This is a genomic window from Prochlorococcus marinus str. MIT 9313 (assembly GCF_000011485.1).
GTDB lineage: Bacteria > Cyanobacteriota > Cyanobacteriia > PCC-6307 > Cyanobiaceae > Prochlorococcus > Prochlorococcus marinus_D.
In genome coordinates, this window is record NC_005071.1 from 557,638 (window position 1) to 580,200 (window position 22,563).

Here is a 22,563-nt window from a genome sequence, read left to right on the forward strand (position 1 = left end):
AGTGATGAATCGACATTGCCAAGGCGAAAATCCAAGCGTTTTGAAGCTAGAGCATTGATCAAACAACAGCGTTCAATATATATTTTCGCTAGACCTTGTGCAATCTTCAGCAAAACGACATGGGCATCAAGCTGGCCATCAGTGGAGCCTCTGGCAAAACCGGCTATCGAGTTGCCGAGGAAGCCCTAAAGGAAGGGAATCAGGTGCGCCTGTTGATTCGTCCAAACTCCCATTTGCCCGACAATTTGAGCCAATGTGATCTACGGCGCTTGTCATTGGCAGATGAAACAGCCCTCGATGAAGCCCTTGAAGGCTGTGACGCGCTTGTTCTCGCAACAGGTGCCAGACCCTCTGCAGATCTAACCGGCCCTGCGCGGGTGGATGCCTTAGGGGTAAGACAGCAAATCGCCAGTTGCAAAAGGGTTGGCGTCAAAAGGGTTGTTCTGGTTAGTTCGCTTTGTGCCGGACGATGGTTGCATCCACTCAATCTTTTTGGCCTGATCTTGGTTTGGAAACGCCTAGGAGAACAGGCTCTAGAGCAAAGCGGTCTCGATTGGACTGTGATCAGACCGGGTGGCCTGAATGATCGAGAAGAGAACCTAGAGAAAGAAGGGATCCTTTTTACAGGGGCCGATTGTCAGGAAGACGCTAGAATTCCGCGTCGATTAGTAGCGCGATGCTGCATAGAAGCCCTCAAGACTCCATCGTCAATTGGCCGCATCATCGAGGTCACGAGCGACCCTGACCTGAAGAGAATCACATTGCAACAAGCACTCAAAACCATCAATGCTCTGGCGTCATAGTGTCGTCAGATGAGTAGTATCTGGTCATGAACACCAATGCCAGAATTGATGCCTTACAGCTGATGCTTACCGACCTGCGTACTCGTAATGAACCCATTCGTCACAAGGCTGCATTTAGAGGCTGTCAACCTGAGTTTCAAGCACTCGTTACTAAGCTGATTGAACAGCTCGAAAGCGAACTTCTTGAGGAGAAACAACGTCAGCGAAACCATAGCAACCATTCGTCTGGTTATTGATACTTGCCATGGTTAAGCTCAGTTGAAGAGCAATTGATCACAACGTTTTGCTTCCTAAAGTACAATCAATATAGGGTACACAAGAGGGAGACATTTAAAGGAAGTTATTAGCTTCCCTTTTAATGATTCTAATAAGACGACTTAAACGAGTCTCGTGATTTGATCACTTGCTGACCAAGTCAACGGCACTACGAGCCTTGGAGAGAATTTCACCCTGCAGGGGAACGAAACCCAACCCATCAGTTTGCGCCTGAGCCTCATCACTCAACATGTAGTCAAAGGTTGTTTTGAGTGCGTCAAGGTTGCTGCCATTACCAGTTTTGTATGCCAACAACCAGGTGAGAGTGGCAATCGGATAAGCCCCTTTGGCTGTGGGATTTGGATTGGTACCGGCGAGATTGGCGTCTAACTGGATGCCATTGAGGGCAGCAGCTCCTGTATTCACACTTGGCTTGAGGAATTCGCCAGAGAGATTTTCAAGTGCAGCAGCTTTGACCTTTCCTTTGATGAATGACTGATTCACATAACCGATCGCGCCAGGTGTATTTGTAATCACACCAGCAACACCTGAATTCCCTTTGGCGCCCACCCCTGTTGGCCATTCCACTGATTTACCGGTTCCCAGGGTCCATTGTTTAGAAAAGGCCTGCATGGAATTGGTAAATGCCTTGGTGGTGCCAGAGCCATCAGAGCGATGCACCCAAGTGATCTTGCCTGCAGGGCAATTGAGCTGATCCCAATCAGTGATGCTGCCAAGAGCAACTTCAACCGCTTGCTTTTGGGTCAACTTCAGATCGCAGTCTCGGTTGTAGCCAAAGGCGATGGTGCCTCCCACCATGGGAATTTGCACCAAGCCACGCTGAACCTTGTCAATATCCTCCTGCTTCATCGGATCATCCGATGCCGCGAAGCTCACGGTCTGATCAATGAAGGCTTTACGACCAGATCCAGAACCAACAGCCTGATAGTTGACCTGCGGCCCCCCAGCCGTGGCCAGCTCAGAGAACCAGCGGGTATAGATCTTCGCAGGGAAGGTTGCACCAGCTCCGCTTAGACGGCCGGATGACCCTGAGGTGCTGCAAGCCGTGATGCCAACACCGAGAACAACCGCAGAAAGGAGCAAAAGGGCCTTCTTTGAGAACGACATGGGGCCCCTGAAGGATTTCATCAACCCATAACTAGATAAGAAATGCCCTTTGATGGGAAAAAGTCAGCAATTGACTAGGAGATCTTGATGAATCGGTTAGTGGTTAAGGGAGATAAGAACGTTCTACCCAGTAGAACCCTTTTCTTTGCTCTAGGCAAAAACCCAGCAACTGGAACTATCAAAGGGAGATTCCTGCCCCCTTGTTTAGCCAAGCTAGGCTTTGCCTTGATCTACAAAGATCAACAAGGAGTTGGTCTTTCGGTGAATATTTGAATTAATAACAGCTTTTATCCAAAAGAGCTCAATGCCCATTTGATCACCAACAATGGTTGGCGTTGATACCTGCTTCTGATGCGTAGGCTACTTTCAGCTCTCCTTGCTATCACCGTATGCTTTGCAGCTCCTTCTTGGGTGATGGCTGCTGACTCGGCCCATGGCGGACAAGTCTTCTCGTCTACTTGTGCCGCATGCCACGCTGGCGGCGGCAACATCGTAGATCCCGCGAAGACCCTTCAAAAAGCGGCCCTAGAAGCAACCTTAAGCAACTACGGCTCAGGGCATGAAGAAGCAATTGTTGCCCAGGTCACCAACGGTAAAGGCGGCATGCCTTCTTTTGCAGACGTCCTCAGTGCAGCAGATATAGCTGATGTAGCAGCCTATGTTGAAGCCCAAGCCAGCAGTGGTTGGTAGTTAAAAGTCAATCAATCGTTTCAAATCCTTCAGTCAAGTCTGGTTTATTAACCAGCTTGATTGGAGGATTTTTTTTAACCCAACTCCAAGCAGGCCAAACCATAAACCTCGTCTAAAGGAATAGATGGTTGTTCTCCGCGATACATGCGCAAAGTTTGAGAAACAGCACTGAAGCCAAGTCGTTTCAGCAGGGGCTCTGCCGAAGAGTTTCCTCCAGGTGCGTCCAAGATCACCACACCTGGATGGCGTTGGATCAAACGCTTCAACAACAGCTCCGCGAGTTGCGGACTATCAGCCAATAGCGGCCCAATCCGCCAGCCTTCGCCATCACGTAATAAACAAGGCCGGATCCTGCCAAATCCATGGCAACAATCGTTGCCATCTACCAGGGCCAACACATTACCGGCAGGATGCTGAAGCCAATCGGAAAGGAAGTGAGGGCGGGGGCTGGGTTCACGTATGGCGTCATAAGACTGCACAGCCATCGCGGGAATCGAATCACCCTCAAGCAGTTGCAACCCTTCGCCATTGGAATAGTCATCGTCGTCATTCAGGTTGCCATCACAAATCCTCTGCCAGCGAGTTGTCGGCGATGAAATTGCAAAACCCCATCCGGCATAGTCGTCAATTCGATCGTACGCAGCCTCTAAACCAACGCAAGGAAGATCAACGAGATGCTCGAGAGCATGTTCCCATAGCTCAACTCCATACCCATGACCTCGATGCTCCGGAATGACAAGGAACAATCCGATGAAGCCATAGGCGGCGTTGTAGCGAACTCCAGCAATGCAACCGACAGGCTGATTGCCAAGCCAACCCACCCATAATCCCTGACGGTCGGTATGACGATAAATACTTACATCACCAACACCAGGAGCAAAACCCTCTGCCCTGGCCCATTGCGTAACCATGGCGATGTCATTGCGTTGCAGCGGCCGGATCTTTAGCAGCGAGGCCATAACGGAGCAATTAACGAGATGTTTTTCAGTACCAAGCTGGTTTGGAGATTGATCCAATGATGGGGCGTGATATTTAAAGATTGAGATCCATCAGGATGAGATTTAATCCTGTTCCGAAAGTTGCTGCTGAATCTGCTGGCGATAGATCGCTGGGGCTAGCACGAGAAACAATCCCCACCATCCGATCACGCCTATAGCGATCAGAACAGTAAACCAAAGCAGATTGGGCCACCACCAGCTGACAGCGACACAAGCAACACCTGTGAGCAGAATGCTCCAGGGTTGACACCACCAGGGTTTTTCATCCCAAAAGCTTGCTGTAGTTGCTTTGCCTTGATCACTACTCATCGCAGTGTCTCTAGTTGGCCAGAAGCATGCATTTTCGATAGTTCATCGTAACCGCCAATCAACTCACCATCGATGAATACCTGAGGGAAAGTATTGAGCTCACTACGCTGATTGAACGCCTTGAAAGAGGCATCATTGTCGATGCTCTTAACGGTGTGCGGAATGGAAAGAGAACCAAGCATCCGCAGAGCTCTGGTCGACCAAGGGCAACCAGGCAGAACAGCAATTTCCACCCTTGGTGCCTGAGAAGGATCAGAAGGCTCTTGTGGGAGAGACTGATCCAATAAACCCACCAACAGATCAGCACCCTTGAGCACAAGGGTTCCTGGTTCAAGATGGCCACCCCATACCTGACAGGCACTATCAGAGAGGCTTAGATGCAGATGCACACTATTGGGAGAAACTGTGCCATTCAGAGTGATGATCTCCAGGTTTCCCTCGAGGACAGTAGGCCCTGACTGACCAGGACACTGAAATGCTGCACGCGAAAGATTGCCAACCACACCAAGAACAAAACCTGAGCTGTTCTGTTCCTGAGCTATTTTCTGAAGGCTTATCAGCAGGTCGCTGCCTGGAGCAAGCTTCAATGGCAGCGATCGCATGGAGTTCTCCTTCGAGAAAGCAGAGATTAAGAAGTCAACAGTAAATACCGGTCCTCAGAGCTGATCGATAGACGACTCGAAGATTGCCATAGAGAGCTTGTGGGCATGAATGGCAAGTTATTGCTGAACTATTGATGCCAAGCTAAGACGTCAAAGTGTCGTCACTGCAGAACCCAATGGCCGAGCTGCAAGAGCGCCAACGATTCTCTCAAGAGGCTCCAAGTGCAGCAATGGTGGCGGATTCTGCTCAATCGGAACGCCTCAATGTGACCCTGCCGGTGGGTTTGATGAATCGGCTCAAGCAGCATGCCCTTGCAGAAAGCCGTAGCTGTAGCAGCCTTGCCTCGTTCTTGATTGAAGATGGACTGCGTCGTCATCGTCAGTTAGACGGGTGACGATCAGTTCTACTAAATAGCGAGGATCTTCACTGTTTAGATGCTGACGTAAGTGCAGTATTAGAAGGCTGACTAAATAGTGTTATTGGTTCGTCTTTGCTGAATTGATAGTTGGAGGGGCGGTTTACTGGATGTTTATAGTCTCAATCTCTATGAAAATAATATTGAGACAAAAGTATCTTTGTAGCTTCTGTGGTAATGATTTGTTTCGAATCTTTTAAGTCGATCGTTGATCGTCTTAGTTGTCCAGTGTAAAATAGTTCTAATTAAATACAGTATCTATGGAGAGTCAATGTAGGCAGCGCTTATTAATTTTATAAGTTGATCTGAATACACCTGCTCTTAAACTCTGTCAACGTGGTGATCTGCCAAGTTGTTATTTTGTCCTCCGTAATGCATCTGACAAGTCAGAAAGGATGTCGTCTAGCCATTGGTGCTTATCCAGCCTTTAGCTATGACGCTAGAGGTGGAGGTGGAGACGGCCTTCTCGGGCCTATGAATCAAGATGGGCTGAGAAGTCTTCGCTTTGATCCAAAAAACCTGATCATTCCTGCTCTCAGCTGGCGCACAACACAGATACTTGGCTTGCCAATGCCTCCTGGTTTGAACATCAGCATTACAACCCAAAAGCTTGAAGGGTCTTTCGCACCCGATAGTGGTGAACTATCACTTCAGTTTGAAGCGCAATTCTGTTTCACAGTTGGCAGTTGGCTCACTGCTCCTGATCTGACTGTGAACACATGTCTCAGCAGTGGAAAGGTTGAGAGTCAGCGCCATCATGTGCAAGGACAGGCACTTGATGCGGATGGCAATGCCGTACTTGTGGGCGTCTCCATCGTGCCACTCAGTGGAGCCGCATGGCTGGATCAATTTTTGGGACTACCCGATGAAGCGCTAGCCGTGCTGAGGTGTCAGCTGCAAAACTAAATGTTTGTGAGTATTAGATCAGAGGAATTATTTCAAAATCCTGTCGCTTATCGCTTTAACTTGATGACTGCGTTCAAGACGAAGGAGTTCAATATTAATCAAACGTTCCAATGGACTATCACTAGGCACGACAAATCCATAGGTCTGAAGGGAAAGTCTAAAAGGTGCTAATGTTAGAGACTTGTCTGGACTATTTTTCATATAATAACTCAAGATAGGTGTGTCTGAGATCACTCCTGAGACTTTATTTCTCTTGATTAGATGAATAGCTTCCTTAAGGGTTGGTACTGGAAACGGCCGTGCACCATATGATCTGGCTAAAGATACACCTGTGGTGCCAGTAACTACACCAATTAATTCACCATCCAAATCCGATGGTTTCATGACCCCAGACAATTGCGTCTGAGATAGCGAGACGGTAAATGCCGAAGCCAATCCTGCAGTAATTGTCGACACTGATGCTAGCGAAATTACCATCCAGACCCCTGCTATAGACCTTCCTGCTTTCGTTAAAGGTGCACGGTCTCCGTAACCTACGGTTGTGAGTGTAACCAAGGCAAACCAAATCCCATTCCCTAGACCCTTTATATATTGAGGCGGAAAATGTTCAGGGTTACGTTTTCGCTCTGCAAGCCAAATCAGATTGCCTACACAGAAAAGTGTAAAGAGCAAGAAAGTGATAGAAGATAAAGCAGCGACACCAAAGAGAGGCTTGATCCTTGCCCATAGTCCGGGTGGCTGTGATGGTACTAAAACACCCTCCTCTGCATAGAAATAAGGTTGCGTGAATTCAATCCCATTTCTTGCTACTCGATCTGGCGTAATGCTGATAGGCCCGATGGCTAAATCAATCTTTCCATCAGCCACCGCCTTGATGTTCGAATCTATGTTGGGATATGGAATGAGAAAGTATTCAAGCTTCTCTGCATGAGCAATTTGACGCCAAACTTCAACACTAATTCCCTCATATACACCAGCTTTCTTGTCCACAAATGGTGGCGAACCACTTACTCCCACCCTCAAAGCCATTGCCTGAAGGGGAGACGGAGTCGCCATGACAATCAAGGCAGCAACGGAGAGCCGTCTCTTTAAATTCATGCCGCCCATCAATCGCCTATACACGAACTGAAAAGCCCATCTCACCTAAGGCTGCCATAGGACTGCGTACGATTCTTATCCACACCACCACGACAAGAAAGGTTGTAAGACCAGTCTGAGCAAGAACTTCAGAGGAGAGACAAGCAACAGCTTATTTCTGTTCAAGGCGACGAACGATCAAAATCATTGCCAGAACGGATCCAACCAGGGCACTAATCAGAAAAAGAGTCATCTAGAAGCTACGAATGCAAAGGTCATCTTAGATTGCGATCAACTGCCCTGAAGAGCATTTTGCTATTTCCTTTTGTAAGCCTTAAGTGCTTGCAAGTTTTGCAGATGGTTTCCTCACGCAACCACAACCTTTGAATAAGACAGCATCAGATGGCGTAACTAGGTCAAACAGATTGATCGCGTTTCGATGGCATGACAAAGCCAGCCAAGCCAAATTCTTCCCTAAGCAATACTGATGTGGCTAGGAATAGAAAACGGATGCAGCATATGCAGCATAAATACGGCTAACAAGCATTGACTATGAAAAGGCTTGAAAGGGATCAAAATTCAGTACAGAAAGCCCTTTTGGAATCATGAGAAGGTAATAAATTCTGGTTGAGAAGGTTTGAAGTTCGAACGTTTTTGCCTATTTCATTTTTGAGTAAGAAGCCATTCACTAACGACTTCTTTCATCTAGGGAGTTGACGGGAAGCCATTGATGCAGTGAGCTTTAGCTGAATTTGCTGATGGTGAAGGTAGCCATTTTTTTACTTGCCCCGAACGAAAACAGCTACAACCAAAGCAAAGGCAGCCCCACTTAGACGTGCTGGTCGCACAGCCTCCCCGCCAAGGCGGCGACGGCGGCCTCAGCGTAGGAGATCTCAGCTATCCAAACGCTTACTTTTGATTGGGTTGCCGCTCACTGTTTTTGCTGGTCTTGTGGCTCTGGCTCCGAAAGCACCCGAACGCTTCAACCCAAGTCAAGTCGTCCCAGAGAGCATTAAGAGACAAGTGAAAGCTCCCTTTCGCTATCGACCAAACGATGATGTGTACGCACTCGATTTTGATCCACGTAAAGTGAAGTTCGGCCTTCTTGAAGGCTGGGATAGAGAACAGGACGCTTTCCAGGACTCCTCTTCACTGGCATTTGTCTCTGGTCCGATGTATGAGCGGCATGTCGACATTGGTGGCCAAGAGATCACAGTTCCCCTTGGAGATCTCAAGTTGGGTCAACGCGTCTGGAGAAGTCGTAATCGCGCTGCCTCCATCCAACGCGCCTACATAGGCATTCGCTACAACGGCAGAGTTGACTTCGGTTACGGACAACTAACAGCCAATCGTGCCTCCACCTACGACACCTTTGTCGGTGGACTACACAGCATTTACAACGATTTTGAAGTGCCTCCTCCTAGCTACAAGGGCGCATACAGCATCAGCATGGGCCAGCGGATCCGCTACTACCTTCCTCGCATCAGGATGATCATGGGCCTGCGACAAGACGGGCGTATAGAGGTATTAATGAGCAGAGATGGGTTAACCCTTGAACAGAGCAAGGATTTAGCCCGTAGCCGTGGCCTTGTGGCGGCTTACATGCCAGACCATGCCTCCAAGAGTCGTTTGATCATTCCAGGCGTCAAGGGCTTCACGGAGGATGACGCCAATTGGATAAGCGGTGGTGTCACTAGCTTTGTGCATGTTCCCTATCTCCTGAGGCTCAGTGAACGGCGCTTCCAACTTCAGGGCACCTTGGCAGCCTCTCTCAGCCCCAGGATTGATGGGGCGCAAGACTGCAATGGAGTTAATTGCCAACAATGGCCGGGCGGAAGACTGTTCGACCGGGCCCTAGCTGGACTGAATCGATTGATCGAGCAAGGTGTGGAGCCCATCGCCAGGATGATCTGGGCGCCCAAGCCCGGCACTACCATTCCCAGCGATAGCCAAAGCACTTTTCTGGCTCGTAATAGTGATCGAGCTCCTTTACGGGAACCGCCGATTACGGCAGATCCACTGGTATTGCTCGAAACGCCCGAAAAGTTCGATTCACCCTCGAATCTTCAAGATAACGATCCCTTGAGAACGGATCTGGAATGGGGCAACCCCCTGCTTCCACCGGATCTGCCACCACCTTTGTTGCTTCGGGAAGGCGAGGCCCTGCCTCCAGCCCAGGAGATCCATCAACGAAGAGACCCGATCTATGACAATCCAGCCGAAATCGAGCCACCCCCACTGATCGGAGTTCCACCACTACCGCTATTACCTCCACCACCGCTGTCTGCATCAGAGGTAGGACTGATCAATTAACAGTTCAATCAATCGTTTTCATAGCAGGCTCCTAACGATAAGGACTTGCCAATTTGAATCGTGTTGAATTCCCTATGCCTCAAGATTGGCTATTGCATATTCGCGAGCTTCGATAGGCACTAGTCACCCTGCATTGATAAAGCTCGAACAACATCACCCCGGGTAATCACCCCAACAAGTTTGCGCTGATCGTTGATGACAAATAAGCGCTGCGTACTGCGGTCATGGAGCATGGCGGCGGCCCTTGGTAATGGAAGTGCTTCATTGCAGGTATGGGTGTCGCTGCGCATCAAGTCGTTGACGCTAGTACCAAGCACTTGGTGAACTTGCTTATCCCAGTTAAGGGGGTTGCGCAAGTAGATAACACTGTCGAGCAGTAACACATACGGACCAGCATCAACGCCGCTCTCGCGCACCATCAGATCTTGCTCAGTGAGTTCCCCCACAAGCGTGCCATCGTCGTTGACAACTGGCAGGCCACTGATGTGGTGATCACTCAGTAGTTGAACAGCCTCCTGCAGAGATGTGGCTGGCACGACACTGAGAACCGGCGTTGACATGACATCCTTCACCGTCTGCTGGAGCACCATGAATCACATGCAAGTTCATTCATTCTGAGCCTGTGAGTGCACCATCCCGCCTCGGTTCACCATCAACACTGAGAAGATCGGCAAATGCTCTAACCGTGGGGAGGTCTGTCGCAGGTCTCCCCCTGGTGTTGTTGCTTCAATTGGGTCAGCCTGCTCTGGCATGGGTGTTGTTGTTGCTGGCAGGGCTTAGCGACGCCGCCGATGGCTGGCTGGCCCGCAGAGCTGGTGGTGGTAGCAGCTGGGGCGCTCGCCTGGACCCGCTTGCTGACAAGCTTCTTCTAGCAGCACCAATGATCTGGCTGGCCAGCAACGAAGCCTTGCCTGTTTGGTCGATCTGGTTACTGCTGGCCAGGGAACTACTGATTTCCGGTTGGCGTGCTCAAGCCTCATCTGGTGCTCCTGCTTCTTGGGGAGGTAAAGCAAAGACGATCCTTCAATTCCTAAGCATGCTGCTGTTGTTGTGGCCGCCTAGTTGGGGAAGCCACAACTTTTGCCTAAATATGCAGCACCTGGGCTGGTGGTTGTTCTGGCCATCTCTGATCCTGGCGTTTAGCTCTGCGGTGGCATACATCAAACCCCGATCAAGGATTGATCGGCACTGAAATCTGGTTCAGCCGTTGGCTTCAAGGAGTAGTCGTTGCAGTAGCTATCTTCGAGGCCAGTCTCAAGGTCAAAGCGTGGCTGCCATGCCAATTCCCGCTCCACCCTGGTGATATCGGTAAGGAAATGACTCAGCCTTAGCGGGAAGGCCTTACGAGCTTTGGGATTCAGGCCTGAAGGATCAAAAGAACGAAGCTCAACGGCATTTGGATCTTTGCCACAAGCCCTTGCTGCCGCTGCAATCAAGCCCCTGAAGGTGATACCACGCTTGCTGGAACAGTTGTAAATGCGATTCGTTGCTGTCTCCACCTCAAGGGAACGAACCATGGCATCAGCCAGATCAACAACATGCCCCAATTGGGTGATGGTGGTGCCATCTCGTGGCAAAGGAACCGGTCGATTATGGACGATACGATCGAAAAACCAACGTTCAATTGGGTTGTAATTACCAGGACCATAGATATAAGTAGGTCGGAAACTGGTAAAGGGAATTCCTTGCTGAAGCAGCCATGATTCGGTCTGAGCCTTGCCGGCATGACGACTGTTCGGGTCGGTTGCACTCTCCTCATTCAGTGGCCACTCCTCGGAATCTGCATAGACGCCAGCGGAACTGACATAGAGGAAACGATGCTTTGGCTCTCCTGTACAGGCCACCACCCTTTGACTGTCTTCAAGCTTGCGCCCTGAGCTGTCGACGATGACATCGAAGCTTCGGCCTTGAAGACGACTCAGCCCCTCAGGAGTGGTTCGATCACCACTGAGATGTTCCACACCATCTGGTAAAGAATGGCGGCCTCGTGTGAATAACGTGAGCGCATGGCCTTGGGCCTGAAGTCGAGTAACCAGAGGCTTGCCGACAAATCGGGTTCCCCCCATGATCAGAATCTTCAAAACAGCTGAATCATCAAACGCGCATATTGAAGCGCGTTCGATCAGCAACTGAAGGCCCTTCGCCCTGCAGGATGGAGGTCTAAGGCAACGTTCTTTGCCAATCATGGAGATCATCCCAGCCATCGACCTACTGGACAGCGTGTGCGTGCGACTTCACCAGGGGGACTACGAGAAGGTGACTCGCTTCAGCGAGGACCCCGTTGATCAAGCCCTTAGCTGGCAGAAGCAGGGGGCAACTCGCCTACACCTGGTGGATCTCGATGGCGCCAAATCTGGTGAGCCGGTCAACGATTCCTGTGTGCGAGCTATTACCTCTGCCCTCAATATTCCTGTCCAGCTCGGGGGTGGTGTGCGCACTCTCGAACGAGCCGAAGAACTCCTCGCCTACGGCCTTGAACAAGTCATCCTTGGCACCGTGGCAATAGAGCAACCCCAGCTAGTGAAACAGCTTGCCCAAAGGAATCCCGGTCGGATTATCGTCGGCATCGATGCCAAAAACGGCAAGGTGGCAACGCGAGGATGGATTAGCCAAAGCGAGGTGAATGCAACAGACTTAGCCTCCGATTTCAATGCTGCCGGTATCGCCGCAATCATCAGCACAGACATTGCAACTGATGGAACCCTTGAAGGGCCGAACCTAGAGTCACTACGTGCAATGGCAAACGCCAGCAGCGTTCCAGTAATCGCCTCCGGAGGCGTGGGTTGCATGGCCGATCTACTTAGTCTGCTGGCTCTTGAACCCTATGGAGTGAGTGGGGTGATTGTGGGAAGAGCTCTCTACGACGGCAAGGTGGATCTAAAAGAAGCAATCCGAGCCATTGGCGATGGCCGACTGCAGGACCCACCAACTAGCAAACCACTGATGGCATGAGGACCTTGGACTATGAATTGACCTTGCTGGAGCCGTAAATTGAATTCATTATCACTTCAGTTGTGATGCACACCGCTCCCAAGATCAGCGGCTCAAGTGCTGAGCGGGATGAAGATGGAGTGCAGGGAGCCTTCGAACGCTGCCGGCAGCTTGGGATGCGACTAAGCCGTCAGCGGCGCATGGTGCTGGATCTCCTCTGGAGTGAAGCCACTCATCTCAGTGCTCGCGATATCTTTCAAAAGCTCAACACCTGTGGACGGTCCATTGGTCACACATCCGTCTATCAGAACCTGGAGGCACTTCAATCAGCAGGACTGATCGAATGTCTCGATCGAGCCAATGGTCGCCTATACAGCTACCGAAGCGATCCTCATAGCCACCTCACTTGCATAGAGACCGGCAACATCACAGACCTTGATATAGAACTCCCTGAGGATTTGCTCGATCAAATCGAGGCCAAAACTGGTTACTGCATTCACTCCTACACCCTTCAACTCAGCGGTCGGCCAGCATGTAATAACCACGACTAAAAACATCAAGATCTCAACGGACTGGAGGATTTGCCTAACGCTCGTTACCTTGATGGCATAAGCCTTGTGCCGTGGTGAATTTGGCGGACAGCACATCCACTCAGATCCTGTTGCTGGCTCCCGATCTGCTCGGTGAATCCTTAGCGTTGCAGCTCAGCAGTGCAAACCCAAACCTGGATGTCATTCTGCGGACGGACCAGCTGAGTCGTCATCCAGTCCTAGTGATCTTGTCGGTTGAGAGTCTCGAAACTCTCAGCACATTGCAACTGGAACTCAAAAGACTTCAGGAGCATTGGCAACCTGCGCCAGTAATGCTGATCCTTCCGGCCCAGCTTCGTTTCAATGCAAACGAGTTGTTGAGCCTCGATTGTCCAGGCCTACTTCAAGACCCCGATCTGGCCACATTGCAGGCTGCTATCACCACTCTTTGTGGCGGTGGCAGAGTTGTGAGACTCAATGCTGCCCCCGACTCCCAAGACAGCATTCCCCAAGCAACGATGGGGCTTGGTCAGTGGCTGTTGGTGAGTGGTCTCCAGCAGATCGACAACGATCTGAGGTTGATCGAAGCATTCCTCAACCCACCGCCCAAAAATGAACTGTTTCGTCTTTTGATGGAAGGGCGCCAGCGGGAACTCCGTAGTGCAAGAGATTTTTTGTTATGGATTTGGGGCCCGCTGCAAGTGGGTCTACGCAACCCTGTCCTCCCAAATCGGCCATCCCAAAAGGCACGCATCAATTTCGATTTCGATGCTTCAAGACAGATCTCAGCAGAAGCTGCCGGAACGGTTATCTGCCTCAGTGAACGGAACGCAGTGGCGGTATGGGGAGCGATCCGTCAGCGGCTTAGCGATTCCGTAGAAAAAGGACTCAGAAATTCAACAGGCAGCCTGCTAGCGATTGAAAGCCTCAATCCTGAGCGACGTCGTGACCTACTCCTTGCCCTTTTGAACCAATTGGATCATGTGCTGAAAAAGCTGCGTCAACCCAACAGTACCGAGACCCCACTCAATGACTCCTGGCTGACGCTCGAATCTGAACTACGTGAACAAGCCCTGCGATCTATGGCAGGTAATTACGTCAGACTTCCTCGAGGTGGTGAACTCAAACCAGTGGCAGATCAATTGCTTGCCACTGCCGATCTCAAGGGAATTGATCAAGAACTTCCAGACCCCCAGAGAATGCTGGCTCCATTGCTGCTCGACAGACCCGTGCTTGTTGAGGGGCAGCTGCTGCCGGCAGATTCCCCTCGTGCCTTACTGCAACTCGAAATGTTGGTGGGTAACTGGCTCGTACGAACCGCTGAAATAATCAGTGCCGAAGTTCTCGGAACCTGTGGGGAGTGGCCCGAACTACGCCGATTCCTACTCAACCAGCACTTGATCTCCACACGAGAACTCGAGCGATTGCGTAATCAACTCAATAGTCAGGCCCGTTGGCAAAACTGGATTCAAAGACCAATCCAGCTCTACGAAAGTAAACGACTCCTCTACAGGTTGCGAGACGGCATTATCGAGCCATTACTGCTCACCGAACCTCGTGATGAAGAACTCAGCCAGCTTGGTTGGTGGCAGCAGCAAGTTGCTCTATTGCTCGAAGCCCGCGATGCTCTGGCACCCTCAATGCAATCCCTGATCAAACGCATCGGTGATCTCATGGTGGTCGTGCTTACGCAGGTATTAGGCCGTGCTATTGGTCTGGTTGGACGAGGAATCGCGCAGGGAATGGGACGCAGCCTGAGAGGTGGCTAATTCCCACACTTTCGAGGCAATCAAGCGCCAAAATGAGCATTAAACATCTCCGTGTACTGCCCATGACCCATCTGCTCAAAGCACTCCTGAGCTTGGGTCTGGCCATTCTTCTGATGGTGCCCCCAGTCCAAGCCATCCGAGATGACGATGCCTACGACGGCAACATCTTTCCGATCTATGCGGGTGATGGTTCATTGGGTTACGGGCAAGCAACAAACCTTCCCGAAGCCCTTAGAGAGAAGCGCACAAGTGTGATCGTGTTTTATCTCGATGACAGCGCCGTCTGCAAGGCTTTCTCGCCTGTGGTTTCAACAATTAACTTGATATGGAGAGATTCCATTGATCTGATCCCATTGACCACAGACGAGTTTCAAGGACGAACAAGCAACGATCCCCATGAAGAGTCTTATTACTGGCATGGACGCATCCCTCAAGTGGTGGTGATCGATGGTCAAGGCGAGGTGCTACTCGATCAAGAAGGCCAAGTTTCACTCGATGAAATCAATGATGCAATCAGTACTGCTACAGGCCTAAGTAAACCAATTGATTCTCTTAAAATCGACAGCTTCAATGAGTACAACAGCTTCATGGTGAAAGAATAAGGCGCTAAAGTACTGCTATCAGCATCAACCACCCTTTACGCTGCGCGCCAGGTCCCCCGGTCTAGTAAGCCGGCTGCTCCAATGACTTGCCTGCTTGAGCTGCTCCTACTGCTGGGTCTTGGTGTGTTTTGGCTCGAACTGAGGCATCGCCTGAGGCCCGCCTCCCCTCTGAGCCTCAGGGCGCTCGACTTCAACGTCAAGCAAAGCAACTCTGATCTTGATGTAGAAATCTGGCTGGAGATCAGCAACCCCCATCCGCGCATGGAAGTGATGGTGCCTGAGTTGCAAATTAACCCTGTTCTGCTTGGCAAAGCCGATCTAAGTGAAGTCAAGTTGAGCACAAAGATCACCCCATATCATCCAGATGAAAAGGCTCGCGATGATGGTTACTGGGCGGCCTACATTGTCAAAGGCCACAAAAGCACGAGGGTGCAGGTGAACCTGCGCCTGCAGAACAGCAAAAGCAGCGATTTGAAAACCAGTGCTGACAGCATTTGGGTAGATGTCAACTGGGTGAACTACGGCCCCTTTGGTCGGCTGAAGCGTCGTCAAGGTGTCCTGGTGCCACTCCATCAGCCAGAACCTCTCCAACCCTCTGAAGTCAGCTTCCAAGCTGGCGATTGCTGTGAGGTGTTACCTCTGAAAACCCATTTGCTTGGCACCCTCGATAACACTGTTGAGATCTTGCGTGACTACGCCAAGCCGCATCTACGCCCCGGAGATGTCCTCACGATCGGGGAAACCCCGGTGGCGATTATGCAAGGGCGCTATCACCACCCGAGCACAGTCAACCCTGGATGGCTCGCCCGGTTCCTTTGCCGAGCCTTTCATCCCACAAGCAGTCTTGCTACTGCTTGTGGGCTACAGAGCTTAATTAATCTGGTAGGGCCAACCAGAGTGCTACTGGCATGGATAGTTGGCCTAATTCTGAAAACGCTAGGTATCAAAGGAGGCTTCTATCGACTTGCTGGCGAACAGGCACGTCTAATTGATGACATCACAGGAACCACTCCTCCATACGATCAAACGATCGTGCTTGGGCCCCTCGCGCCAACAAAGCTCTGCAGACAAGCAGCCGCTGAGTTGGGAGTTGGCGTTGCCATCGTTGATGTCAATGATCTCGGCCGGGTCAAGGTTCTGGCCTCTAGTGATGGTTGCGATGAAACCCTTCTCAAGAAAGCTCTGCGTCCGAACCCAGCCGGTAATGCCAATGAACGCACGCCTCTGGTCTTGGTCCGACCCAATTGACCACAATGGAAGACATGGTCAAGCTGGATAAGATTCAAATGAAGGCATTGGTCGAGGCGTGATCGAGGCATACAGCAGCCCCCTTCAGGTGATGTCCCTCAGAGCGAGCCACTTCCCCATGCTGAATGCCAGCGAACACGCTGGTCGGATGCACTGGCTAGAGACCATGCTTTGGCGCGGTTGGCTGGCAAGAGCTGAACAACAACTTCCAAGCTTGTTTCCAACTAGGCAGCCAAGTTGCCTAGTTGCTCTTGAGCAGAAAAATCTGGTCGGCTTTGTTGTGATTAGGCCCTACAACCGACGTGGCACGTGCTGGTCAGTGACCTCACCGGAGCTCATAACGTCGCCGCGGCAATGCAGCAACCAAAGCGTGAGCCGTGACCTTTTAACAAATGCCATCCAGCAAGGCAGTAAGCGGGCACAGAGCTGGATCTTGCGCTGCCCCGCCAATGACACCGATCAGCTGGCACTAGCCAGAGTGCTCGGCTTTCAACCTCTCAAGCTCTTCCAGTGTTGGACATCACCCTCACTGATGGCCCAGTCGATACCAACTTGGCCAGCTGAGCTCAGCTGGCAACAGCTGAGCCGTCGAACAGCCTCCTTGCTTTGGCCACTGGAAAAAGCCGGAGGATCTGGCCATCTCCGCCAGATCGTCGATCGACAATGGATCGACCTACTTGACCAAAACCAAACGGGCAGTGGCGTGCTGCTTGCCCAGGGCGGCGCAACGAGTACGGCCATTGCAGGTCTGGTTAGCCATCCTGGAACAAACTCAGAAACAGTGCTTGAACTGATGCGCGATGTCGGTTGGGACCCTCGACTGTCACAAGCTCTGCCAAAAGTTTTAGCTGACCTCACGAGCATGTCCAAAACATTCCGACTGATCACCACCAGCGAAGACGAGCCGCTCAATACTCTTCTCGAACAACTTAGATGGAAGCGTGCGGGAGAAGAGTTGCTGCTTGGTCGCAGTCTTTGGCGTCGCCAGGTAAGTAACAAGTTGCTTCTTGGAGCTCGACCACTGCAATCGATGCTGGGGCGACTGCAACCCCAGCAACCACCTCTGCCTACTCCAATCCTGGGCTGACATTAATGACGGCAACAAAACCCAGTCCCAAATCCATGCTTAGTCTGGATTTGGGGAAAAGACGCATCGGCCTAGCAGGATGCGATCCACTTGGAATCACGGTGAGTCCTCTACCACCTCTGCAGAGAAAAAGCTTCGAACGAGACCTAAAAGTGTTGCAGTGGCACTGCACTAGTCGCAAAGTAGAAGGCTTGGTCGTGGGTTTGCCGCTAGATGCCAAAGGTCTGCCCACAGATCAAGCACGACACTATGAGCGTTATGGACAACGCTTGGCGAGAGCTCTCAAGCTGCCTCTCGCTTTGGTTAATGAACACAGCAGTAGTTGGGCTGCTGCTGAACGCTACAACTTGCAAGGCGATCGAAGTGGCCAGCTTGATAGCGCTGCGGCAGCACTTCTGCTCGAGCAGTGGTTGCGAGAAGGTCCCGAACTGAAACCGGTCCACGTGGCGGCCCATCCAGTGAGTCAGGTGAACAGCGATAGTGGATCCTGAGCAAATCAACCTCAGCTCCAATGACTGCCCCGGGTCCAAACATCAATGGCGAGGTGCCAACGGTCTTAGTAAGAGATGATGAAGGGCGGGATCTGCTCTGTTTTCTCGAGCAACTCATTCCCCTTGATGACAAGGATTACGCCCTACTCACACCGGTCGACACCCCCGTCTCCCTCTTCCGCCTCAGCGAAGGCAACGATCCTGAACTGATCGAAACGATTGCCAGCAGTGAACCAATCCTTTCAGTGGCCGATGTCGTGCTGCAAGAACACGACCTCACTCTTGTTCGTTCAGCTGTAACACTCACTGTGAACGGTGAACTAGATGAACCCGATCCAGAGGAATTGGAAGATGAGGAAACCGATGACGACTCCGAGACATATGAATTACTCGTTAGTTTTATGGTTCAAGAGCAGGAGTATGGCCTTTATATCCCTCTGGATCCCTTCTTCGTTGTGGCTCGCATGACCGACGGTCAAGCAAAGCTTGTCGAAGGAGAGGAATTCGATCAAGTTCAGCCACGTATTGAAGTCGAGCTCGAAGATAGGGAGCTGTAGATCAGATGAGCCAACACTGGCTTCAGCCAAACTGGGCACCCGGCCTGACCCTCCCCCATCTGCCGATCCAGCACTTGCTGGATCAGGGCCTGCAGGCCCTGATCCTTGACGTTGATCGCACCTTGCTGCCCGGGCGTGAGATTGAATTACCGCTATCCGTTACAAGCTGGGTTAAGGAGGCCCAACGCCATCTATTACTTCACCTCTTCAGCAACAATCCCTCTCGAAAACGTATCGGTTCGGTAGCTGAGCAACTAGATCTCACCTTCACCTGCAGTGCAGCGAAACCTCGCAGAGCCCGACTGCGAAAGGTACTCAATCAGATCCAGTGCAAACCTACAGAGATTGCCATTGTGGGAGATCGAATCTTCACTGACGTGCTAGCCGGAAACCGTCTTGATCTCTATACCGTTCTAGTTCGACCACTACGCGCCGATGGCTACCCCTGCAAAAACAACAGAGTTCAGCGTCTTGAACAAAAACTTGCCGCATGGCTAGGGGCCCCACAGACATGAGTCTGTGGGTGGTGAAGGTGGGAACCAGCCTGCTGAGAGGCAATGAGAAGCAATCCACCGCCGAAGTGATTGAGAGCTACAGCGCCTGCCTTTCAGCAAGCCTCAAGCGGGGGGATCATGTTGTCCTCGTAACAAGTGGCGCCGTAGGTCTTGGTTGTAATCGTCTAGGGCTAAGCCAACGGCCGGTCGATGTGGTGGCTCTCCAAGGGACGGCGGCGATCGGTCAAGGACAACTCATGGCTCTTTATGAGGCTGCCATGAGCCGAAGGGGTCACACCGTGGCTCAGGTATTGCTTACCCGCTCAGATCTTGGCTCCAGGCAGCGATACCGCAATGCTTCTAGCACCTTGAAGCAATTGCTCGACTGGGGCGTTCTGCCGGTGGTGAATGAGAACGACGCCCTCTCTCCGGAAGAATTGCGATACGGCGACAACGACACCCTTTCAGCTCTCGTTGCAACCGCAGTGGAGGCTGATCAGCTCATCATGCTCACCGACGTGGATCGCCTTTATTCCTCAGACCCCCGCATTAATGCCTCTGCCGAACCGATCTCAGATGTTTACCATCCCCATGAACTGACTGCCCTGGAAGTCGCGGCAGGGGAGGGAGGTGCCTGGGGCACTGGGGGCATGACTACAAAACTTGCGGCAGCTCGCATCGCTACCGCAAGTGGCATCACCGTTCTTCTTGCTGATGGCCGCGATCCTCAAGTGCTTGATGGGTTGCTGCAAGGAAGACGGAGCGGCACGGTGTTTCATCCTCACCCTCAACCTCTCGGCAATCGCAAGAGCTGGCTGGCCCATGCTCTGAAGCCCTTAGGGACCCTTCAGCTGGATGAAGGCGCCTGCGATGCCCTTCAACATCGTGGCGCCTCCCTGCTCTTGGTGGGGGTTAAAGAGGTGGAAGGAAACTTTGAAGCCAACCAGCCGGTAAGACTAATTAATCCCGAAGGTAACGAGCTCGCTCGAGGCCTGTGTTCCTTGAGTAGCAAAGAACTGCGCGAGGCCATTGAGACCCAAATGAGCACGAATCGTTCACCGGTCGTGGTGCATAGGGACGTGTTGGTTCTCCGCAACGCGTGACTTGATTGAACATCACCAACACATCACGCCTACGATCCGCCGAAAAGTGATTTGACATGCGCTTCAGCCAGTTGATCGCCTCCCTCCAACAAGGAAGCGCTGGGCTGCAGGACCACCAGCTAGCTGAAGATCCTGAACTGCTTAGCGGCGCATCTCTCGATCAAGCAAAGGCCAATCAGCTCAGTTTTCTGGAACAGGGCAATGCACTAACCACTCAGCTAAGCCACAGCAAGGTTGGGGCCGTATTGATTCCACCTCAGGATGATCTACGTGTCATCGCTGAACAAAGAGGGCTGGCCTTTGCGGTGTTGCGAGATCCTCGCCTGGCATTCGCTGAAGCCTTGGAACAATTGCATCCACGCTCGCGGCCCAAGGCAGGTGTTCACCCCACAGCCGTGATCGGAGATCAAGTGCATCTTGGCCAAGGGATCTCAATCGGTGCGCACGTCGTCATCGGTGATGGCAGCCGTATCGGTGCCTATAGCGTGGTCCATCCAGGCGTAGTGATTTACGAAGATGTGGTGGTGGGGGAAGCTAATGAACTTCATGCCAATGCTGTTCTTCAGCCTGGTTCCAGGCTAGGTCTGAACTGCGTTGTGCACTCCAATGCCGTTGTGGGATCAGAGGGTTTCGGCTTCGTACCTACCGCCAATGGATGGAGAAAGATGCCCCAAACCGGTTTGGTGGTTCTTGAAGACGGTGTAGAAGTGGGCTGCGGGTCGACCATCGACCGTCCATCGGTGGGTGAGACTCGCATCGGCGCTGGGACCAAAATTGACAACCTCGTGCAAATCGGCCACGGGGTGGTTACAGGCCAAGGATGTGCCCTTGCCTCACAGGTGGGGATTGCCGGCGGTGCTCGCCTGGGTGAAGGTGTAATCCTCGCCGGTCAGGTTGGAGTCGCTAATCGCGCTGTAATCGGCGATCGTGCCATCGCTAGCTCGAAGAGCGGTATTCATGGCGAAGTTGAAGCGGGGGAAGTTGTCAGCGGCTATCCCGCGATTCCAAATCGCCTCTGGTTGCGCTGTTCCGCCACCTTCAGCAAATTACCGGAGATGGCCAAAATGTTGAGGAAGCTGACAAGAGATACACCTCAGTAACCTCACAGGAGGCACAAGCCATTTTGGAGTTCTCCACATGCGCCAGCACCGCATCGTTCTGCTGCCTGGTGATGGTATCGGTCCTGAAATCACTGCTGTAGCAAAGCTTTTACTTGATGCATTAGGCCACCAACACGGTTTCAAGCTGAATTTCGAGCAACACCCCATCGGTGGGGTTGCCATAGACGCAAGCGGATCGCCCTTGCCCGCCAGCACCCTTGAGGCATGTCAAGCCAGTGATGCGGTGCTCCTTGCAGCAATTGGTAGCCCTCGCTTTGACGCCCTGCCCAGGGAGCAACGGCCGGAAACAGGCTTGCTATCCCTTCGGGCAGGACTGAAACTATTTGCGAACCTCAGGCCGGTGACGATCCTGCCGGCCCTGATCGATGCCAGCAGCCTGAAAGCAAATGTGATCAAAGGCGTTGATCTAATGGTGGTGCGTGAGCTCACAGGTGGGATTTATTTCGGCCAACCGAAAGGGCGGATTGAGGCCGATGGGGATGAGCGCGCTTTCAACACAATGACCTACTCCAGAACTGAGGTGGATCGAATCGCCAAGGTCGCTTTCGAGCTCGCCCGCGATCGCAGCGGAAAGCTTTGTTCAGTAGATAAGGCAAACGTGCTTGATGTCAGTCAACTGTGGCGTGATCGTGTCGATGCTTTGGCTGCCAACTATGGAGATGTAGAGCTCAGCCACATGTATGTGGACAATGCCGCGATGCAATTGGTGCGCAACCCCAGGCAATTTGACGTGCTGCTTACCGGCAACCTATTCGGAGACATCCTTAGTGACGAAGCAGCGATGCTTACCGGTTCGATTGGCATGCTGCCCTCAGCTTCGCTCGGCAGCGAAGGACCAGGACTGTTTGAACCGGTGCATGGCTCCGCACCCGATATTGCAGGACAAGACCTGGCCAATCCAATGGCAATGGTGCTTTGCGCAGCAATGATGCTGAGAATTGGCTTAAAGGAAAACGATGCCGCCAGGGCTCTTGAAGGATCAGTAGAGCGTGTTCTCGCGGCAGGTTTCCGTACAGGTGACCTCATGAGTGAGGGTTGTACCCAACTGGGCTGCGCAGAGATGGGTGAGCAATTGCTGCAAGCGCTTTAAAGGATCGAGAACTCTGATAAGCAAATGCTGATGTTGCCAAATT

26 protein-coding genes are annotated in these 22,563 nt (G+C 51.9%); 19 read left to right on the plus strand and 7 right to left on the minus strand.

Features of this window, described 5'->3' with window-relative positions:
- The first annotated feature begins 119 nt into the window (after positions 1–119).
- Together AKG35_RS02665 and AKG35_RS02670 are read left to right on the plus strand one after the other, a co-directional pair.
- The gene (locus AKG35_RS02665; RefSeq protein ID WP_011129885.1) at positions 120–803 is read left to right on the plus strand and encodes an SDR family oxidoreductase; all 684 of its coding nucleotides are present in this window, start codon (positions 120–122) and stop codon (positions 801–803) included.
- A 26-nt stretch (positions 804–829) separates the two neighbouring features.
- Entirely contained in the window at positions 830–1,039 is a 210-nt protein-coding gene (locus tag AKG35_RS02670) for a hypothetical protein (RefSeq protein WP_011129886.1), read from the plus strand.
- Positions 1,040–1,202: 163 nt separating this feature from the next.
- Here the strand turns inward: AKG35_RS02670 and pstS are convergent, their stop codons facing one another.
- Complete coding sequence (gene pstS / locus AKG35_RS02675; protein WP_011129887.1) at positions 1,203–2,186, minus strand: phosphate ABC transporter substrate-binding protein PstS; 984 nt, start codon at positions 2,184–2,186, stop codon at positions 1,203–1,205.
- 351 nt (positions 2,187–2,537) lie between these two features.
- On the opposite strand from pstS, the gene AKG35_RS02685 reads away from it, so the two are divergent.
- A complete protein-coding gene (locus AKG35_RS02685) occupies positions 2,538–2,876 on the plus strand; it encodes a c-type cytochrome (protein ID WP_011129888.1) in 339 nt (112 codons plus the stop codon).
- Between the two features lie 74 nt (positions 2,877–2,950).
- On the opposite strand, the gene AKG35_RS02690 is transcribed toward AKG35_RS02685, so the two are convergent.
- From AKG35_RS02690 to AKG35_RS02700, 3 genes are all read right to left on the minus strand, one after another.
- Positions 2,951–3,835, minus strand: coding sequence for a GNAT family N-acetyltransferase (locus AKG35_RS02690; RefSeq protein ID WP_011129889.1), 885 nt, complete (start codon positions 3,833–3,835; stop codon positions 2,951–2,953).
- A 102-nt stretch (positions 3,836–3,937) separates the two neighbouring features.
- Complete coding sequence (locus AKG35_RS02695) at positions 3,938–4,183, minus strand: DUF6737 family protein (protein WP_011129890.1); 246 nt, start codon at positions 4,181–4,183, stop codon at positions 3,938–3,940.
- Positions 4,180–4,785 (minus strand): PCC domain-containing protein, encoded by a 606-nt coding sequence (locus tag AKG35_RS02700; RefSeq protein ID WP_011129891.1) that lies wholly within the window; start codon positions 4,783–4,785, stop codon positions 4,180–4,182. The genes AKG35_RS02695 and AKG35_RS02700 overlap by 4 nt, the downstream gene beginning before the upstream one ends.
- A 155-nt stretch (positions 4,786–4,940) precedes the next feature.
- Between AKG35_RS02700 and AKG35_RS02705 the strand changes: the two genes are divergently transcribed.
- Entirely contained in the window at positions 4,941–5,180 is a 240-nt protein-coding gene (locus AKG35_RS02705) for a ribbon-helix-helix domain-containing protein (RefSeq protein ID WP_041384302.1), read from the plus strand.
- A 357-nt stretch (positions 5,181–5,537) separates the two neighbouring features.
- Complete coding sequence (locus tag AKG35_RS02710) at positions 5,538–6,107, plus strand: hypothetical protein (RefSeq protein WP_011129893.1); 570 nt, start codon at positions 5,538–5,540, stop codon at positions 6,105–6,107.
- A 27-nt stretch (positions 6,108–6,134) separates the two neighbouring features.
- Here the strand turns inward: AKG35_RS02710 and AKG35_RS02715 are convergent, their stop codons facing one another.
- Entirely contained in the window at positions 6,135–7,163 is a 1,029-nt protein-coding gene (locus AKG35_RS02715; protein WP_236069641.1) for a transporter substrate-binding domain-containing protein, read from the minus strand.
- 804 nt (positions 7,164–7,967) lie between these two features.
- Between AKG35_RS02715 and AKG35_RS02720 the strand changes: the two genes are divergently transcribed.
- A complete protein-coding gene (locus AKG35_RS02720; RefSeq protein ID WP_011129895.1) occupies positions 7,968–9,497 on the plus strand; it encodes a hypothetical protein in 1,530 nt (509 codons plus the stop codon).
- Between the two features lie 119 nt (positions 9,498–9,616).
- Here the strand turns inward: AKG35_RS02720 and AKG35_RS02725 are convergent, their stop codons facing one another.
- Positions 9,617–10,087, minus strand: a complete 471-nt coding sequence (locus tag AKG35_RS02725) for a CBS domain-containing protein (RefSeq protein ID WP_041384304.1) — start codon at positions 10,085–10,087, stop codon at positions 9,617–9,619.
- Positions 10,088–10,119: 32 nt separating this feature from the next.
- On the opposite strand from AKG35_RS02725, the gene AKG35_RS02730 reads away from it, so the two are divergent.
- Positions 10,120–10,689, plus strand: a complete 570-nt coding sequence (locus tag AKG35_RS02730; RefSeq protein WP_011129897.1) for a CDP-alcohol phosphatidyltransferase family protein — start codon at positions 10,120–10,122, stop codon at positions 10,687–10,689.
- On the opposite strand, the gene AKG35_RS02735 is transcribed toward AKG35_RS02730, so the two are convergent.
- Entirely contained in the window at positions 10,658–11,563 is a 906-nt protein-coding gene (locus AKG35_RS02735; RefSeq protein WP_197524593.1) for an NAD-dependent epimerase/dehydratase family protein, read from the minus strand. The genes AKG35_RS02730 and AKG35_RS02735 overlap by 32 nt on opposite strands.
- Positions 11,564–11,681: 118 nt before the next feature.
- Here AKG35_RS02735 and hisA point away from each other — a divergent pair, with 118 nt between their 5' ends.
- From hisA to leuB, 12 genes are all read left to right on the plus strand, one after another.
- The gene (hisA, locus tag AKG35_RS02740; protein ID WP_011129899.1) at positions 11,682–12,449 is read left to right on the plus strand and encodes a 1-(5-phosphoribosyl)-5-[(5-phosphoribosylamino)methylideneamino]imidazole-4-carboxamide isomerase; all 768 of its coding nucleotides are present in this window, start codon (positions 11,682–11,684) and stop codon (positions 12,447–12,449) included.
- A gap of 65 nt (positions 12,450–12,514) precedes the next feature.
- On the plus strand, positions 12,515–12,979 hold the full coding sequence (locus AKG35_RS02745; protein WP_011129900.1) for a Fur family transcriptional regulator: 465 nt from the start codon (positions 12,515–12,517) through the stop codon (positions 12,977–12,979).
- Positions 12,980–13,050: 71 nt separating this feature from the next.
- Positions 13,051–14,727, plus strand: coding sequence for a DUF3685 domain-containing protein (locus AKG35_RS02750; RefSeq protein WP_011129901.1), 1,677 nt, complete (start codon positions 13,051–13,053; stop codon positions 14,725–14,727).
- 32 nt (positions 14,728–14,759) lie between these two features.
- Positions 14,760–15,329 carry a thylakoid membrane photosystem I accumulation factor gene (locus tag AKG35_RS02755; protein WP_011129902.1) on the plus strand — a complete coding sequence of 190 codons (570 nt, stop codon included), beginning with the start codon at positions 14,760–14,762 and terminating at the stop codon, positions 15,327–15,329.
- Between the two features lie 81 nt (positions 15,330–15,410).
- Entirely contained in the window at positions 15,411–16,577 is a 1,167-nt protein-coding gene (locus tag AKG35_RS02760; protein ID WP_011129903.1) for a hypothetical protein, read from the plus strand.
- A 91-nt stretch (positions 16,578–16,668) separates the two neighbouring features.
- The gene (locus tag AKG35_RS02765; protein WP_011129904.1) at positions 16,669–17,664 is read left to right on the plus strand and encodes a hypothetical protein; all 996 of its coding nucleotides are present in this window, start codon (positions 16,669–16,671) and stop codon (positions 17,662–17,664) included.
- Positions 17,665–17,669: 5 nt separating this feature from the next.
- Positions 17,670–18,155, plus strand: coding sequence for a Holliday junction resolvase RuvX (ruvX, locus tag AKG35_RS02770; RefSeq protein WP_011129905.1), 486 nt, complete (start codon positions 17,670–17,672; stop codon positions 18,153–18,155).
- Between the two features lie 20 nt (positions 18,156–18,175).
- Complete coding sequence (locus AKG35_RS02775) at positions 18,176–18,712, plus strand: DUF3727 domain-containing protein (RefSeq protein ID WP_011129906.1); 537 nt, start codon at positions 18,176–18,178, stop codon at positions 18,710–18,712.
- Positions 18,713–18,717: 5 nt separating this feature from the next.
- Positions 18,718–19,227: a YqeG family HAD IIIA-type phosphatase gene (locus AKG35_RS02780; protein ID WP_011129907.1), complete on the plus strand. Its 510-nt coding sequence runs from the start codon at positions 18,718–18,720 to the stop codon at positions 19,225–19,227.
- On the plus strand, positions 19,224–20,309 hold the full coding sequence (proB, locus tag AKG35_RS02785) for a glutamate 5-kinase (RefSeq protein ID WP_011129908.1): 1,086 nt from the start codon (positions 19,224–19,226) through the stop codon (positions 20,307–20,309). The genes AKG35_RS02780 and proB overlap by 4 nt, the downstream gene beginning before the upstream one ends.
- A gap of 56 nt (positions 20,310–20,365) precedes the next feature.
- The gene (gene lpxD / locus AKG35_RS02790) at positions 20,366–21,409 is read left to right on the plus strand and encodes a UDP-3-O-(3-hydroxymyristoyl)glucosamine N-acyltransferase (protein WP_011129909.1); all 1,044 of its coding nucleotides are present in this window, start codon (positions 20,366–20,368) and stop codon (positions 21,407–21,409) included.
- A gap of 37 nt (positions 21,410–21,446) precedes the next feature.
- A complete protein-coding gene (leuB, locus tag AKG35_RS02795; RefSeq protein ID WP_011129910.1) occupies positions 21,447–22,520 on the plus strand; it encodes a 3-isopropylmalate dehydrogenase in 1,074 nt (357 codons plus the stop codon).
- Positions 22,521–22,563: the final 43 nt, after the last annotated feature.